General features: G+C 51.4%; 12 protein-coding genes. 6 read left to right on the top strand and 6 right to left on the bottom strand.

The genetic code is table 11. The features are described from left to right. Positions 1–50 precede the first annotated feature (50 nt). Positions 51–368 carry a thioredoxin gene (gene trxA / locus EPD17_RS14995; RefSeq protein WP_114236135.1) on the top strand — a complete coding sequence of 106 codons (318 nt, stop codon included), beginning with the start codon at positions 51–53 and terminating at the stop codon, positions 366–368. 72 nt (positions 369–440) lie between these two features. Here the strand turns inward: trxA and EPD17_RS15000 are convergent, their stop codons facing one another. Then, positions 441–1,706, bottom strand: coding sequence for a nucleoside permease (locus tag EPD17_RS15000; RefSeq protein WP_114236136.1), 1,266 nt, complete (start codon positions 1,704–1,706; stop codon positions 441–443). 356 nt (positions 1,707–2,062) lie between these two features. On the opposite strand from EPD17_RS15000, the gene mqnE reads away from it, so the two are divergent. After that, the gene (mqnE, locus tag EPD17_RS15005; RefSeq protein ID WP_132055433.1) at positions 2,063–3,223 is read left to right on the top strand and encodes an aminofutalosine synthase MqnE; all 1,161 of its coding nucleotides are present in this window, start codon (positions 2,063–2,065) and stop codon (positions 3,221–3,223) included. A 77-nt stretch (positions 3,224–3,300) separates the two neighbouring features. Here mqnE and EPD17_RS15010 read toward each other — a convergent pair whose 3' ends face one another. Then, the gene (locus tag EPD17_RS15010; RefSeq protein WP_132055434.1) at positions 3,301–3,534 is read right to left on the bottom strand and encodes a LysM peptidoglycan-binding domain-containing protein; all 234 of its coding nucleotides are present in this window, start codon (positions 3,532–3,534) and stop codon (positions 3,301–3,303) included. A gap of 143 nt (positions 3,535–3,677) precedes the next feature. Between EPD17_RS15010 and EPD17_RS15015 the strand changes: the two genes are divergently transcribed. Beyond that, positions 3,678–3,872, top strand: coding sequence for a hypothetical protein (locus EPD17_RS15015; protein WP_132055435.1), 195 nt, complete (start codon positions 3,678–3,680; stop codon positions 3,870–3,872). A 58-nt stretch (positions 3,873–3,930) separates the two neighbouring features. Here EPD17_RS15015 and EPD17_RS15020 read toward each other — a convergent pair whose 3' ends face one another. Next, positions 3,931–4,224: a hypothetical protein gene (locus tag EPD17_RS15020; RefSeq protein ID WP_132055436.1), complete on the bottom strand. Its 294-nt coding sequence runs from the start codon at positions 4,222–4,224 to the stop codon at positions 3,931–3,933. A gap of 190 nt (positions 4,225–4,414) precedes the next feature. On the opposite strand from EPD17_RS15020, the gene EPD17_RS15025 reads away from it, so the two are divergent. Together EPD17_RS15025 and EPD17_RS15030 are read left to right on the top strand one after the other, a co-directional pair. Then, positions 4,415–4,765: an ArsR/SmtB family transcription factor gene (locus tag EPD17_RS15025; protein ID WP_132055437.1), complete on the top strand. Its 351-nt coding sequence runs from the start codon at positions 4,415–4,417 to the stop codon at positions 4,763–4,765. Positions 4,766–4,955: 190 nt separating this feature from the next. Continuing rightward, positions 4,956–5,258, top strand: coding sequence for a hypothetical protein (locus EPD17_RS15030; protein WP_132055438.1), 303 nt, complete (start codon positions 4,956–4,958; stop codon positions 5,256–5,258). A gap of 145 nt (positions 5,259–5,403) precedes the next feature. On the opposite strand, the gene EPD17_RS15035 is transcribed toward EPD17_RS15030, so the two are convergent. Together EPD17_RS15035 and EPD17_RS15040 are read right to left on the bottom strand one after the other, a co-directional pair. Next, on the bottom strand, positions 5,404–6,315 hold the full coding sequence (locus EPD17_RS15035; RefSeq protein WP_132055439.1) for a TIM barrel protein: 912 nt from the start codon (positions 6,313–6,315) through the stop codon (positions 5,404–5,406). A gap of 112 nt (positions 6,316–6,427) precedes the next feature. Next, positions 6,428–9,520: a PVC-type heme-binding CxxCH protein gene (locus EPD17_RS15040; protein WP_132055440.1), complete on the bottom strand. Its 3,093-nt coding sequence runs from the start codon at positions 9,518–9,520 to the stop codon at positions 6,428–6,430. 246 nt (positions 9,521–9,766) lie between these two features. Between EPD17_RS15040 and EPD17_RS15045 the strand changes: the two genes are divergently transcribed. Further along, positions 9,767–13,495, top strand: coding sequence for a ThuA domain-containing protein (locus EPD17_RS15045; RefSeq protein WP_132055441.1), 3,729 nt, complete (start codon positions 9,767–9,769; stop codon positions 13,493–13,495). A gap of 370 nt (positions 13,496–13,865) precedes the next feature. Here the strand turns inward: EPD17_RS15045 and EPD17_RS15050 are convergent, their stop codons facing one another. Continuing rightward, positions 13,866–15,173 carry a vanadium-dependent haloperoxidase gene (locus tag EPD17_RS15050; protein WP_132055442.1) on the bottom strand — a complete coding sequence of 436 codons (1,308 nt, stop codon included), beginning with the start codon at positions 15,171–15,173 and terminating at the stop codon, positions 13,866–13,868.

Here is a 15,173-nt window from a genome sequence, read left to right on the forward strand (position 1 = left end):
AATTTGTTTCCCCAATGCAGATATTCTGATTGAAACTTAAATTCTGAATCATGGCACAAGCATTTACCGACGCAAATTTTCAAAGCGACGTTCTGAGTTCCGATAAATTGACTGTTGTAGACTTTTGGGCGGAATGGTGCGGACCTTGCCGCGCAATCGGGCCCGTTATTGACGAGCTTTCCAAAGAATACGATGGCAAAGTAAACATTGGCAAAGTAAACGTGGACGAGAACCCACAGGTGAGCATGAACTACGGCATCACTTCTATCCCCGCAATCCTGTTTATAAAAAACGGCGAAGTGGTGGATAAGCTGGTAGGCGCTCAGCCCAAGTCGAACTTTGTAAAAAAGATCGAAGCACATATTTAGTCAAGATGCCATCTCTTCAAGCGATGGCATCTTAAAAAAAAGCCCCGGTACTCCCGGGGCTTTTTTATTTCTTTAATGTGCGATGCTGGCCACTTCTTTCGCGCTGGCGCTGTGCCGGTGCCGGAACAGCACCAAAAACAGCAGCGCCACAATCAGGGAATATGCGGCAAACGCCAGCCAGATGCTGTGCCAGTCTTTTCCGCCGTCTGCGTTGGTATAATATTGATCGATTAAAGTGCCGCTGATTTTACTGCCTAAAAATGCGCCCACGCCATTGGTCATCATCATAAAAATGCCCTGTGCGCTGGAACGGATGGCCGGGCTGGTTTCTGTTTCCACAAACAGTGACCCCGAGATATTAAAAAAGTCGAAGGCCATTCCGTACACAATGCAGGAAAGAATGATCATCCACAGGCCGCCGGCCGGATCGCCGTAGGCAAAAAGACCAAAGCGCAGCACCCAGGCCAACATTGAAAACAGCATTACGTTTTTGATCCCAAACCGCTTCAGGAAAAACGGGATGGTGAGGATAAACAGGGTTTCCGATATCTGCGAAATGGACATGATGATGGTGGAGTATTTTACCACAAAAGATTCGGGGCCGTACAACGGGTTGTTTTTAAAATCATCCAAAAACGTATCGCCGTACATATTGGTGAGTTGCAGCGCTGCACCCAGCAACATCGAAAACAGGAAAAACAAGGCCATTTTATATTGGCCAAAAAGCGAGAAAGCTTTTAACCCCAACTGCTCCACTAGCCCGGCGCCTTTGGCAATGGTGCGTTGCGGCGGGCATTTGGGCAGGGTAAACGAAAAAAGTCCCAGCGCAATGGCGGCAACAGCGGCAATCAGGAATTGGTTGGCGTTGGCCTTGCTGCCCGACAGGTTGGTGGTCCACATGGCCGCAATAAAGCCAATGGTGCCCCAAACCCGAATCGGCGGAAACACTTTTACCACGTCAAATCCATCGCGTTGCAGAATGGTGTATGCAATGGAATTGGACAGCGAAATGGTGGGCATGTAGCAGATCATGGCCGCAAAAATGACATAGTACAACGTGTCCGGATCATTCACCTGTGGCACATAAAACAGCACCACGCCATAAAGGATATGCAGGATGCCATAAAGCTTTTCGGCATTGACAAATTTATCGGCCAGGATGCCCGTGAGGGCCGGCATAAACAAGGAAGCCAGTGCCATGGTGGAGAAAATGGCACCAAATTGCGCACCGGTCCAGCCTTTGGCGTTAAAGCAATACGTTCCAATAGTGATCAGCCAGGCGCCCCAGACAAAAAACTGGAAAAAACTCATCACGGTCAAACGAGACTTGATATTCATTTGGGCTTTATTTTTTGTAGCGGCCGCATGGCTGTAAGGGGTACAATCAAGCAAAAATGTCGCGGCAATTTACGGGAAACCGGTGATGTGTGGGATTAGTAAGGATTTTAAAGATTTTGATTTCCTTCGACGGACCAACCGTGTAACCAAGAATCTAATAATGAATAATTATTGATTGCTGATTATCTACTGTATAGAGCAACACTCCTTTTTCAAGCCCTCATTATATTCATCATTTGCAATCCCACAAACCACCGGTTCAACTCATGACCTTTATCATTTGTTAAGTACAGGGCCTACTCGGCTGTTTTCGCCTAACTTTGCCGCGGCAAATTTTTCAAGAAAATCCAGAGATTATGACCGGCGTTGCCCCCCAAATTCCTGATACTACCCAGTCTGCAGCCGACCTGCAATCTATAATAAACAGCCAACCGGCCGACCTGAAAGCCATTGGCGAAAAAGTGCTGCGCGAAGAGCGCCTTACCGACGCCGATGCCCTGACGCTTTTTGAAAAAGGGTCGCTGGGTTTTGTAGGCGCCCTGGCCAATGCTGTCCGCGAACGGCTGCACGGGCACAAAACTTATTTCAACCGCAATTTTCATATCGAGCCCACCAACGTATGCGTTTTTTCCTGCCATTTTTGCTCTTACTCTAGGCTGTATGCAAAGCGTGAAGAAGGCTGGGAACTGAGCATCGACGATATGCTGAATATTGTAAAAAAATATGACGGCAAGCCCGAAACCGAGGTGCACATTGTTGGCGGCGTACACCCCAAAATGAACCTCTACTTTTTTGTAGAGCTCATTCAAAAGATCAGGGCGCACCGGCCCGACCTGCACATCAAGGGCTTTACCGCAGTGGAACTGGATTATATGTTCCGCAAGGCAAAAGTGAGCATCGAAGAAGGCATGCGCATTTTGCAGGAAGCCGGTCTGCAATCACTGCCCGGCGGCGGCGCCGAAATTTTTGACGAAGGCGTACGCCAGCAAATTTGCGCTGATAAGGTAAACGCCGACGGTTGGCTGTACATCCACGAAACAGCGCACCGGTTGGGTATGCATTCCAACGCCACCATGCTGTATGGCCACGTTGAAAATTACAGCCACCGTGTAGACCATATGCGCCGCCTGCGCGACCTGCAGGATAAAACCCGTGGCTTCAATACCTTTATCCCGCTTAAGTTCCGCAACGGCGATAACGACATGAGCCATGTGCCGGAGGCAAGCGTGATTGAGGACCTGCGGCTGTACGCCATTGCGCGGCTGTACATGGACAACTTTCCGCACCTGAAAGCTTACTGGCCAATGCTGGGACGTAAAAATGCGCAGCTAACGCTGGCGTTTGGCGTAAACGACATTGACGGCACCATTGATGATACCACTAAAATCTACTCAATGGCGGGTTCGGAAGAGCAAACGCCGGCCATGTCTACGGAAGAAATTGTAACCCTGATCCGGCAAGTGGGCCGCCAGCCCATTGAGCGGGATACCTTATATAACGTGGTGCAGGCATTTTAATGCTAAGCACAAGACATGAAAAAAGCTGTGCGGTGTGCACAGCTTTTTTTATGGCATTTCCTCCGAGCTTTGTTGAATTAATGCTTTTTGCTTGGGATGAGCAGCTTGGTGCCGCTTGCCAGTTTATCGCTGGAGAAACCCGCATTTTCCTTATTGGCTTCCAGCAATTCATCGATGCTCAATCCAAACTTCTTGGCAATATCCGGCAAGGTGTCTTTTTCCTCCACCACGTATGAAGAGACAATGCTGCCCGATGAATCGGGGGCACCTTCATTATAATCCGGGTCTACATAATTATCCTTGTTGTCCATAATTGCAGTTTTCAAATCCGGTTAAAATATGGTGCCAAACGCAATTAGCACCCTCCACAGAACCCAATTAAGGCAAGCCACATTAAAACTTTAGCGCCATGCAGAGTATGGCCTTATTTATGCCCGGCATTTATAAAAAACTTATGGAACGCAAAGATCAACGATGGCCTATAGAGCAGCAAAATGCCCGCATGCATTCGAGGAACGAGGACGAGGAAAACAGGAGAGGCTCGATGCAGGACCGAAACCGGCTGCAGGAGCAGGAACAGCCTTTGAAAAACAACGACCGCGACGTGGACCCCGAAAATCCAAGGGAAAGCAGCTTAAGCCACCGCTAACTTGTAATATAAAGGGCGAAATAAAATTGTTGAAACGGGTTGCAGGCGCAACCCTTTTTTATGCCCCGTTCATGCAGGCATCTACCAAATGGAGCCACTCCTCCTGCAGGCTTCCGGTGAATGGCAAAACCCCGGCACGACGATACCAATAGCCCGCATTTGCGCCATCGCCTTCCTTGCGGTGGAGGTAGGCGTGTATCCTCCCGGGCATCGATCCGGGCTCATCCTGTATCAACCGATGCGCTTCTTCCCAGTCCTCTTTCGCATCAAACCATAGTGCCTGCAGGCAGGTCGAAATGCAAGTTGGCGGGTGATTTTCCTGCACGGATTGCAAAAATTTTTTTGTGTCCATAGCCTAAAAATAAACAAGCTGAGCCTTAAGAATGAATTACTTATGATTTTTACGTGGCCAATACCGTAAAAATACGGCACCATTTTATCCACATTTTTAAGTGTTTTTACGTAATTTCGAAACTCTTCCTTATCTTTCTCGCGGCAATTAGTGTTGCCGCATTAAACCGAAACCCGAAATACTACCTCCCATGCCCGACAAACTAACCGCAATTGCTGAGGGGAAATCTATTCCGCTTCCGCAAACTGACGAATTGTTGCTGCGTAAGGCGCACTACCTGCTGCGTGCCCTTGATCACGACCTCCGCATTAAAATGCTTCATTTTTTACACCAAAAACAACAGTGTACTGTCACCGAAATTTTTACCCATTTCCGCCTCGTACAAGCCGTAGCATCGCAACACCTGGCGCTCCTGCGCCGTGCCGGCGTGGTGCAAACCACCCGCCAGGGCAAGCATGTTTTTTACAAACTGTATTACGACCGGCTGGAAGAGATCATGGTGCTGATTGGCAAGCTGGCCGTTGACCGCGGCATCCAGTAAAGCCGCTGGTTACATGAGAAAACCTCCAACGATTTCTGCCCGCTCCATCCTTTAACCATACTCCACAGACAGGATAAAACAACAACAGCGGCACTACCGGTGCCCGGCATTTTTATGGCCGTAAGTATAAGAAATTTACAATTCTGCTTTACGGCACGGCATTAGCGATAGATTTGCAAAAAATCAAACCATGCAATTTGGCAATTGGACCCTTACGGATGAAGGCCTCAGCTATCAGGGCGGAGGCACAGCAAGTTTTTTGGTTTCCCGCACAGACCTCACCAAAACCACCGATGAAGGTGATAAGCCCGCTATGTATCATTGGGTGTTGCAGGTAACCGAGCATCCCGGATTGGATCACGACGATATTTACGATTTTAACTACGCCTTTGTGTATGCCATGGCCCGCTTCGGCCTCGACTTCGACTACGGCGTATTTGACGATACACTAGCCGAACAATTCGAAATGTTTGGCTTCGACGACGAAGAGTAATTGTTGTTGGTTCAAGCTTTTACGGCTACCCCACACAGTTAGTATGTGCCGGCAGGTAGCCTGTTTTTATTTGTTTGGTATAAAAAAGGGAAAGCCTTCCTTTTGCAGGAAGGCTTTCCCTTTTTGCATAAAAAAATGCAGCGCACTACACGTCGCAGATCTGTACACTTTCCCTCAAGGAAGCAAGTGGTGCGCCATGTTTTGGAATAAACTCCTGCCCAACGTATCCATTGTAACCAGTGTCCACAATGGCTTTCATAATGGCCGGGTAAAATAACTCCTGCGTGTCGTTGATTTCGTTGCGGCCCGGCACACCGGCGGTGTGGTAGTGGCTGATGTAAGCATGGTCTTCTTTGATGGTGCGAATTACATCGCCTTCCATGATCTGCATGTGGTAGATATCGTACAGCAGCTTAAAGCGCTCCGAGCCAAGCCGCTTGGCCAGTTCCACGCCCCATGCTGTATGGTCGCACTGGTAGTCTTTGTGGTTCACCTTGCTGTTCAGTAATTCCATCGTCAATGTCACCTTGTGTTTTTCGGCAAGCGGCATCAAGCGCTTTAATCCCTGCACGCAGTTTTCCAAGCCCTGTTCGTCACTCATGCCCTTGCGATTGCCCGAAAAGCAGATCAATTTATCGAAACCCGCCGCTGCCACCTGCGGGATAACAGGCTCGTATAACCGCACCAACTCGTCGTGGTAAGTTGGATCGTTGAAACCGCGTTCCAATGTTTTATGTGCGCCCCAAGGCATGGCGCAATAGAGGTCGTATTTCTTGAGCACCGGCCACTCCGCCGGGCCAACCAGTTCGATGGAAGTAAGCCCAATATCTTTTGCTGCTTTGCACAGGTCTTCCAACGGAATTTTATCGTAACACCATTTACATACCGAATGTTTGATGCGGCCTTTCAACGCAGTTTGCTGCAGGCTTTCTTTCAGCAAATCCATGTTGGTGATGGCTGCCTGTGCGCCACGTGGCAGCAACAGGGAAGTGCCCACTGCAGCTGCACTACCAGCCACTGTTTTCAATAAACTCCTGCGGGAATAATTTGATGACATGACGGAGGGTTTGAATGTTTGGGAGTATCTAAGTTTTTATCGTTCACGGGTTCTCCAGTTCACGAGTTTCTGAACCAACCCGTGAACTTGTGAACCTGTGAACTTCTAAACTTTATTTCATCGCCACTTGTTTCGGGGCGTTTGCTTTTAACGAATAAAGATATTCTACCAGGCTAACGAGCTCGGCGCGGGTCATAGAGGCTTGCAAGCCGGAGGGCATCATGGAATGCTCCATTTTTTTCCGCGATGCGATCTGGCCTTTTTCATACCGCTTTTTAATGCCGCCCGGCAGCGCCAGTTCCAGTTCGGTAGCGGTTTCCGAAGAAATAATGCCAGCCGCCGTGCTGCCATCTTTCAGTTGCACCGTGTAACCCTCATATCCAAACGAAATGCCTTGGTCGGGATGCAAAATAGCGAGGTACAGGGCTTCCTTTGGCAGCTTTGCGCCAATCTGTGTGAGGGCCGGGCCAAATGGCGAACCCTCTGCTCCGACCTGGTGGCAGGTAGCACAGGCAGTGCTAAATACCTGCCGGCCTACTGCAATATTGCCGCTTTGCGTTGCCAGCTGGTTGATCGGCGGCAACTCCGCTCCTTCTTTCGAACCTGCGCCGCCCAGGTATTTAAGTGCTTCCTGCCGGATGTCTTTGCGGTAGGTGCCCGACAGCGCCGCGGCTGCGGTAGCCTGCAGGTCATTGGGCAACTGGCCTTTTTTAATAAAACCCAACAGGTACTCCGATTCCATCCAGCCACCGGCCATCATCTTAACGGCTTCCTGCCGGATGGCCACATCGAGGCTTTGATCACCAATCACCTGCTGCATCATTTGCACGCCTTCCTTGCTTCCGGCACGGCTTAAAGCTTTCAACGCCGCAGCCGATTGCTGTGGGTATGGGCTGCTGATGGCTTTGGCCAGCAGGTCGGCGCCGCCCGATTTCAGCATCAGGTTGGCCGCCTCCACGCCCAGCGAACTATCGGGGTGAGCCAGGGCTATTTGCAACAGTTCTTCGTTCTGGTTGCCAATTTTATAACGCCTTGCCAATTGCACAAATTCCAGTGTGCCCCGCACTTGCTGCAATGCAGTGTCCAGGGTATTCCGGGCTTTGGGTGAACGGGCCAAAACTTCCGGATCAAGGTGCTGCAGCGCGGTTAAAATGATCTGGTTTTTTTCAGCGCTTTGGTTTTCCAGCAAAGCCAGCAATACGTTATTTTTTCCCTGGTCGTCTATAAAATCAAAAGCACGGAAATACCGCAAACGGTCCGTTGCATTGGTGGCATCCGATGTAATGGCTGCAGCCAGCGCCGGCAGCGCTTTTCCGCTGCGGGCCCGCCAAATAATATCGTTGCCGCCGGCCGTTGCATCCTGTGTGCCTATTTCTTTTTGCCAGGCTTCAAGGCACTGGTCCCACTTGCCTTCTGCGCCAATGCCCAGGGCCTCGAGGTACCAACGGTCGTTGCCCTTGTGTTGCGCAGCCAGTTTAGCCCACAAAGCCGCAGCTTCCGGAGCCTTGGTATGGTGTAGAGCAATGGCCGCTTCGCGGCGAACATGCAAATCGCTGTCGGCCGTAAGCTTTGCAACGGCTGCCAGCACGTCACCACCATTTTGCCGGATGGAGCGCAGCGCCATGATACGGATGTTGGGATCTTTATCAGCCAATGCGGCATCCAGGTATACGGCACCTTTTCCTTCCAGTTTTGCCAGCAGCCACAACGCCCGGGCCCTCATCCGTGGCAGCTTATTTTCATATACTTCCTTCAATGCGGCTTCAGCAGCGGCGCCCATTTCGTGCAGTTTTTGCCAGGCCAGGTAACGGGTAGCCAGGTTAGGGCTTTGCAGCGCTTTTGCAGCACCTGCGGCAGTGGCCAGGTCAAGTTTCGGCACTGCGTATTTAGATGACGGCGGCGCCACCCGGTAGATGCGGCCACGGTTCAGGTCGGCCATTTGGTGGCCACCCACGCCGGGGTCGTACCAGTCGGAAATAAACAGCGAACCATCCGGCGCTACGCAAACGTCCGACGGCCGGAACCACTGGTCGCGGACACCGGTAAGCACCGGTAGAATCGAGGCTTTGAATCCCGCACCTTCCCGCTCCACCGGGTAGCTGCGCACAATGTTGGGTCCCCCATCGCAGTGGATCATTTGGTTGCGGTACGCCTCCGGCAACAGGTTGCCCTCGTACACCACCATGCCGGTGGGCGAACCTGCACCGGTGACGAGCAAATTGGGCACGCTGCCGGGATCGTTCTGATGCCAGTGCCTGCCCGGAATATCCCGCTCCATATTGGTGCGGTGGGCCCGCCAGCCTGCGCCGGTTTTTTCGTCGGTATATCCGTAGTTGCCATACTCCAAAATGTAGTTGATGCGGGTGCTTTGGTTGCCGTCGTCGTCGTTATCGCTTTGCCAGATACTGCCGAACGCATCCACGGCGGCTTCGTAGTTGTTGCGGAAATTATGGGCCAGCACTTCCAGTTCCGAACCATCCAGGTTCATCCGGAACAACATGCCCTGCCGAAACGGCGACCCTTTATGATTGACCACGGTGCCCCATTTGTCCTTCAGCGGCTGGCCTGTTTTATCCATCAGTTGCCCGCCTTCGTTGCCGAAATTGAAATATAGCTTGCCGTCGGGGCCAAACGAAAATGAGTGAATGGCATGGTCGTGCTGCTCGCCGCCCAGTTGGCTAAACAGCACTTCTTTGGTATCGGCTTTATCATCGCCGTCGGTATCGGTAAAAACAAAAACGTTGGGGCTGCAGGATACAATGGCTTTATTACCCAACACCGTAATACCCAGTGCGGCATTTACATCATTTCCCTGGTAAAAAACTTTGGCGGTATCGGCCTTGCCGTCGCCATTCAAATCTTCCAGGATCAAGATGCGGTCGCCTTCGGCACGCTGCGGGTTATCGGGGTTTAGTTGGGGGCGGTAATTAAATGCATCGCAGACCCATACCCTGCCGCGGCTGTCCACATCAATGTTGGTGGGGTTGCCCATCAGCGGCTCGGAAGCAAACAACGTGGCCTCGAGGCCTTCGGCGGCTTCCAGCCCCAGCAATGCATTTTGGGGCAGGCGTTTTTCTTCATCCGAAAGGCGGGCCCAGGCTGTATCCCGCTCCGCCTGGGTCATTTGCGGCGTTTTGTTTTGGGCGCAGTTTGATAAAAAAAGAACGGTGGCTGTGCAGCAGATCGTTAAGAACAATTTGTTCATAAAAAGGTACTGTTGGTGGCGTTGTTGGAATCGTTAGGGGCTTGTGGTTCCCGACAGTAAGATAAGGATTTTGGCCCACGCTGTTGTCCAACCAGCGTTTATACACAAGTACTCATCTTTTTTAATAATGGGGTAAAAAAGGGAAACTACACATCAGCCATTTCATTTACTTTTATTCGCACTCCTTACACTTAACTCAAGTTAGCTTAACTCATGAGCATCTCTCCGAAACGTTTGATTATTTGCATGTTACTCGCAGCAACGGCTGCCGGCATCTGGGCCTGCAAACCAGCCCAAACGGCTGCCACGCCGCCACCGCCGCCGCCTGCACCACTACCGCCTGCGCGGGTACTGGTTTTTGCAAAAACGGCTGGCTTTTACCACACCTCTATCCCGGCCGGTATGGCCGCCCTGCAAAAGCTGGGGCAGGAAAATGGATTTAGGGTAGACACCACCCGCGATGCACGCTATTTTGTGCAGGACAGCCTGCAGCGCTACGATGCGGTGATTTTTTTAAGCACCACCATGAACGTGCTCAACAGCGACCAGCAGGTGGCGTTTGAACGCTACATCCAGGCAGGTGGCGGTTTTGCCGGCATCCATGCCGCGGCCGACACAGAATATGACTGGCCCTGGTACAACAAACTGGTGGGCGCTTACTTCCTGAGCCATCCGCACCAGCAAAAAGCTATGGTGGATGTAAAAGACAAAAGCCACCCCTCCACTTCGATGCTGCCCGACCGCTGGGAACGCTTCGACGAATGGTACAATTACAAAAGCATTTACCCCGGTATTAAAGTGCTGGCTTCGCTGGATGAAACAACCTACCAGGGTGGGCAAAACGGCGACAACCACCCCATTGCCTGGTACCACGAGTATGATGGCGGCCGCTCTTTTTACACCGGCGGTGGCCATACCGACGAATCGTTCAAAGAGCCCCTGTTTTTGCAACACTTGTTGGGCGGCATCCGCTACGCCATTGGCGAACGTGGGGTACGTGATTATTCGAAATCTTACGCAGTAAAAGCGCCGGAGGAAAACCGTTTTACCAAAACTGTGTTGGTAAACGACCTGAACGAACCGATGGAGCTTATTGTGGCCCCGGACGGCCGCGTATTTTTTACCGAAAGGGCGGGCAAATTTTATGTGTACGACCCAACCAGCAAAGCCACCAAACTGGTGCGTGATTTTCCGGTAAAGGCCGTAGATAAATACCTGAACGGGTTGATTGGCGTAACGCTTGATCCTGCGTTTCCGCAAAACAACTGGATCTACTTTTTCTACTCCTCCAACCGCGGGGAGCAGCACATGCAAAAGATCTCCCGCTTCCGCATCAATGCGCAAAGCGACCTGGATACGGCATCGGAGCAGGTGATCATTGAAGTGCCCATCGACCTGGAAGTGAGCGCCCATACCGGTGGCTCGCTGGCCTGGGACAAATGGGGCAACCTGTTTATTGCCACCGGCGACAACACTGTTCCTTTTGAATCGCATGGATATGCGCCCATGGACGAACGTGATGGCCGCAAAATTTACGATGCACAACGTTCATCGGCCAACCCAAATGATTTGCGTGGAAAGATCCTGCGCATCCATCCCGAGGCCGATGGTTCGTACACCATTCCTGAAGGCAATTTGTTTGCAAAAGGTACCGCTGGCACCCGCCCCGAAATTTACGTGATGGGCTGCCGCAACCCTTACCGCATTTCGGTAGATACCGCTACTTCAATTTTGTATTGGGGTGAAATTGGTCCCGACGCCGGCACCGACTCTCGTCATGGCCCACGCGGTTACGACGAATTTAACCAGGCTAAAAAAGCCGGCAACTATGGCTGGCCTTATTTCGTGGGCAACAACCAGGCGTACCACGATTCTGATTTTGCAACCAAAGCCATTGGGGAGCCCTTTAATGTATCGGCGCCAGTAAATAATTCGCCCAACAACACGGGTATTAAAAACCTGCCCCCGGCAACTGCGGCCATGATTTATTACCCATACAGCACAGCACCCGAGTTTCCGGACCTGGGCCAGGGTGGCCGTTGCGCTATGGGCGGGCCAGTTTACCATTACAACCCCAATGGCACCAACCCTGCACGCCTGCCGGCTTATTACGACAAGGCCTTGTTTGTGTACGACTGGATGCGCAACTGGGTAATGGCGGTACGCTTGGATGAGCAGCAAAACTTCAAACGGATGGAAGCATTCATGGGCAGCAACGGCGATTTCCGCCGCCCTGTTGACCTGGAGATTGCACCGGATGGCGTGATGTATATGCTGGAGTACGGCTCGGTATACGGCATCGACAATGAAGATGCCCGCCTGGTGCGCATTGATTTCAATGGCGGCAACCGTGCACCTATCGCAAAGATCAACACCTCCGATACCGTGGGTGCAGCACCGCTTGCCGTAACGCTCAACCGCCGCGGCTCGCTTGATTTTGATGAAGATGATGCCGTGCAATACGAGTGGGAAGTGGAAGACAAAAAGCAGCCCGCCAATTCGCCACAGTTGAAGTACACGTTTGAACAGCCCGGCAACCAACTGGCCATCCTGCATGCGGTGGACAGCAAAGGTGCCCGCAGTTCTGATTCGGTAATGATCCGCGTGGGCAATACACTGCCGGTAGTAAAAATCAACACCACCGACAACAGCACGTTCTTTTTCCCGAAAACTACCGGGCTGAAATATTCGGTAGCGGTAACCGACAAAGAAGACAAAACCATCGACAACAAAAAAGTAAAGCTGTCGATGACTTATATTCCAAAAGTGGCTACTAATCAAAACGTGGCGGGCCACCAGGAAATAACGGCCAGCTACAACCTGGGTCGTACACTGATGCAGGCCTCCGACTGTAAAGCCTGCCACCAGATCAACGCCAAAAGCGTAGGGCCATCGTTCATGGAGGTTTCTAAAAAATACCGCGATGATAAAAACGCGGTTGCTTACCTCGCCAACAAGGTGATTACCGGCGGCGGCGGCGTTTGGGGCGAGCATGCCATGAATGCCCACCCGCAATTGTCGCGGGAAGATGCCACCGAAATCGTGAAATATGTCCTTTCGGTTTCGACACAGCAACAGGAAAAACTCCTACCCTACCAAGGTTCGCTGCTGCTGGCCGAACATGGTGGCAATGTTGACAATGGGCGTTATATTTTAACTGCATCCTACACCGATAAAGGCGGGCAAAACGAGCCGCTGACCGGCCGGCAAATCCTAGTGTTGCGTCCATCAAAAGTACAGGCCGAAGATGCTGATGCCGTGGTGCGGGCCCAAAAGAACGAACGGGGTGTAAGCATCAATGGGCATGGCAGCTACCTGGTGTTTAAAAACATCGACCTGCAGGATATAACCGGCGTTACTTATCGCTACGCGGCGCCCAACCGTGAAGGCAGCATCGAGCTACGGGCAGATTCGGCAAAAGGAACGCTGCTGGCAACATCTGCATTTACGGCTACGGGTTCCCGTGAACGCTATGCCGAAGTAACGGCGCCCATCACCGCTACATCAGGCCGCAAGGACCTCTTTGTAGTGTTTGTGAAAGCCGATACGCCTAACAACCGGCTGGCTGTGCTGGATTATGTGCGCTTTGAAGGCGGACGTGAGGCGGCACCGGCCACGGTAAAAGCAGCGGCGAAAAAAGAGCCGGTGCAACAGGCGAGCCAAACACAGACGGCGCCTGCCAGTGCATCGAAAACAACAAAAAGCACGACCGCTAAAACAACGCTGAATGGCAATGCATTAATGGCGAAAAGCGATTGTGCCGCCTGCCACAAACCAGCAGAAAAACTGGTAGGTCCATCTTATAAGGACATTGCCAAAAAATATACGAAATCCACAGCCAACGTAAATAAGCTGGTGCAAAAAGTGATCTCCGGAGGTGCCGGTGTTTGGGGTCAAATTCCCATGACGCCGCATCCACAGATCAGTAAGCAGGATGCCAGTGCTATGGTGGAGTATATTTTATCGCTGAAGTAGTAGAGCAGCATTTAAGTTTAATTAAAAGGCCGGAAAGCAAATGCTTTCCGGCCTTTTTTATGGGTCTTCTTATTCTTGACAAAAGTTTCGGCGCCGTCATTGCGAGGCGCCGAAGTGACTGGCTTGTTGATGTATTTATTTGCGCCGAAGCAAACTCCTACGGCACTTTTGGTTCGGTAAAATTAGATGAGGTAGCGTTTACAAATAGCTGCTGGAGATTGCTTCGGCGCACAACATGCGGAATAGCACAACGCTTTTGCTGCGCCTCGCAATGACGCATCGGCGGCGCAATTAACTATGGATGGAAAAAACTGCTAAGTTTAGAAATACAATCAATGAAATTGACAACAAAATAACATCAACAACAACATTATTTCCCCGCCACTTTCCGCACCACTAAACTCCCTACCTGCTCCCCTTGCACCAACCCGTTTTTAATGGCATCCATAAAATGAATGCCGCCGTAATACCTACTGATGGCGGCTTCCTGTGCTGCCTGCTTGAATGAGGTGAAATTGCGTGCCGGCAAACCATACCGCACTTCAACGGTATCGGTATAGGCAAAATCATCGCCGAAAAAATGGGTGAGAATAGTTGCGGATGCGCCGGAAACAGTGGAGTGGCCGCTCAGGTATTCGGGAAAGGGCGGCGTTTGCAACAGTGGCGTCCAGCTGGCATCAATGTATTTACGAATGGCCGTTTCCGGGCGGATGCGGTTGCTGCGGTATTTTTCATCCCAGCAGCTCAAAAACCCATCCATCAAACCAACCGCAACCGTTGTAAACACCTGCACCGTTTGGGCAAAGTTTTTACCCGACTGTTTGCAGGCAATACCTGCAATGCCCATCCAATGCGCACCAGGCGAAATTTTTTTTAACCCCACCAACAAGTGCCCGTTGTCCTGCACGGCAAAAGGATTGCAATCCCAGAACGCCGCGATTTGTTTTTCATCTTCGGTTAGGCTATGCCGGTAGAGGCCCTGCAGCATTTTGTAAAATTCGGAGCTTCGCCCTTCGGAAAAAGGAACCGGTGGCTGTGGTTTAAACTGTGCCGATGAATCCAATGTAAACGGGCGGATGGTATGAAATAAGGGCTCCACGGCGGCAAAGTATGCCGGCGGAGTGGGGTACCAACTGCCGTTGGTGTTGGTCGGTGCATAACGTGGGTAATTACTGATCTTATTATAGCGATCGCTTTTTGCATAAGCCAACATTTGCTTGCTGATTGCCTGCGCATATTTCTGCGATTGCGCCACGACGTTTTCATCAACGCCGGCTTTTACCAGCGAATCCAACAGCCGCGTTTTCATGGCCGTAATTTCTTTGCCAGAAGGTTGCATTTTCCCCGCCACTTCCATCATGGCCAGCAGCGCCGACAGGTTGGTTGCATAACCTTTGATCGAGTCGGGCCGTTGCAGCACGGGATACTCATTGAGCCGGCCTTGCATGGTAGGAAAGCTTGCATCGTTTTGCGCCACTACCTCGTATGCAGCCAGGCAGGCATAGGCAAAAAACCGAGAACCCAGCGGCGGGTTGGTTACATCGTGCACCATCACCTCGGTCATGGCCGATACTACGCTGCTTAAATCGTCAGCGCCCAATTCGGGATCTTTTGCAGGCGTTTTGCCACAGCCAAAAAACAGTGCAAACAGGGGTACAAACAAAACAAATTTCTTCAT

Source organism: Pseudocnuella soli, assembly GCF_004347775.1.
GTDB classification, from domain to species: Bacteria; Bacteroidota; Bacteroidia; order Chitinophagales; family Chitinophagaceae; genus Flavisolibacter; species Flavisolibacter aquaticus.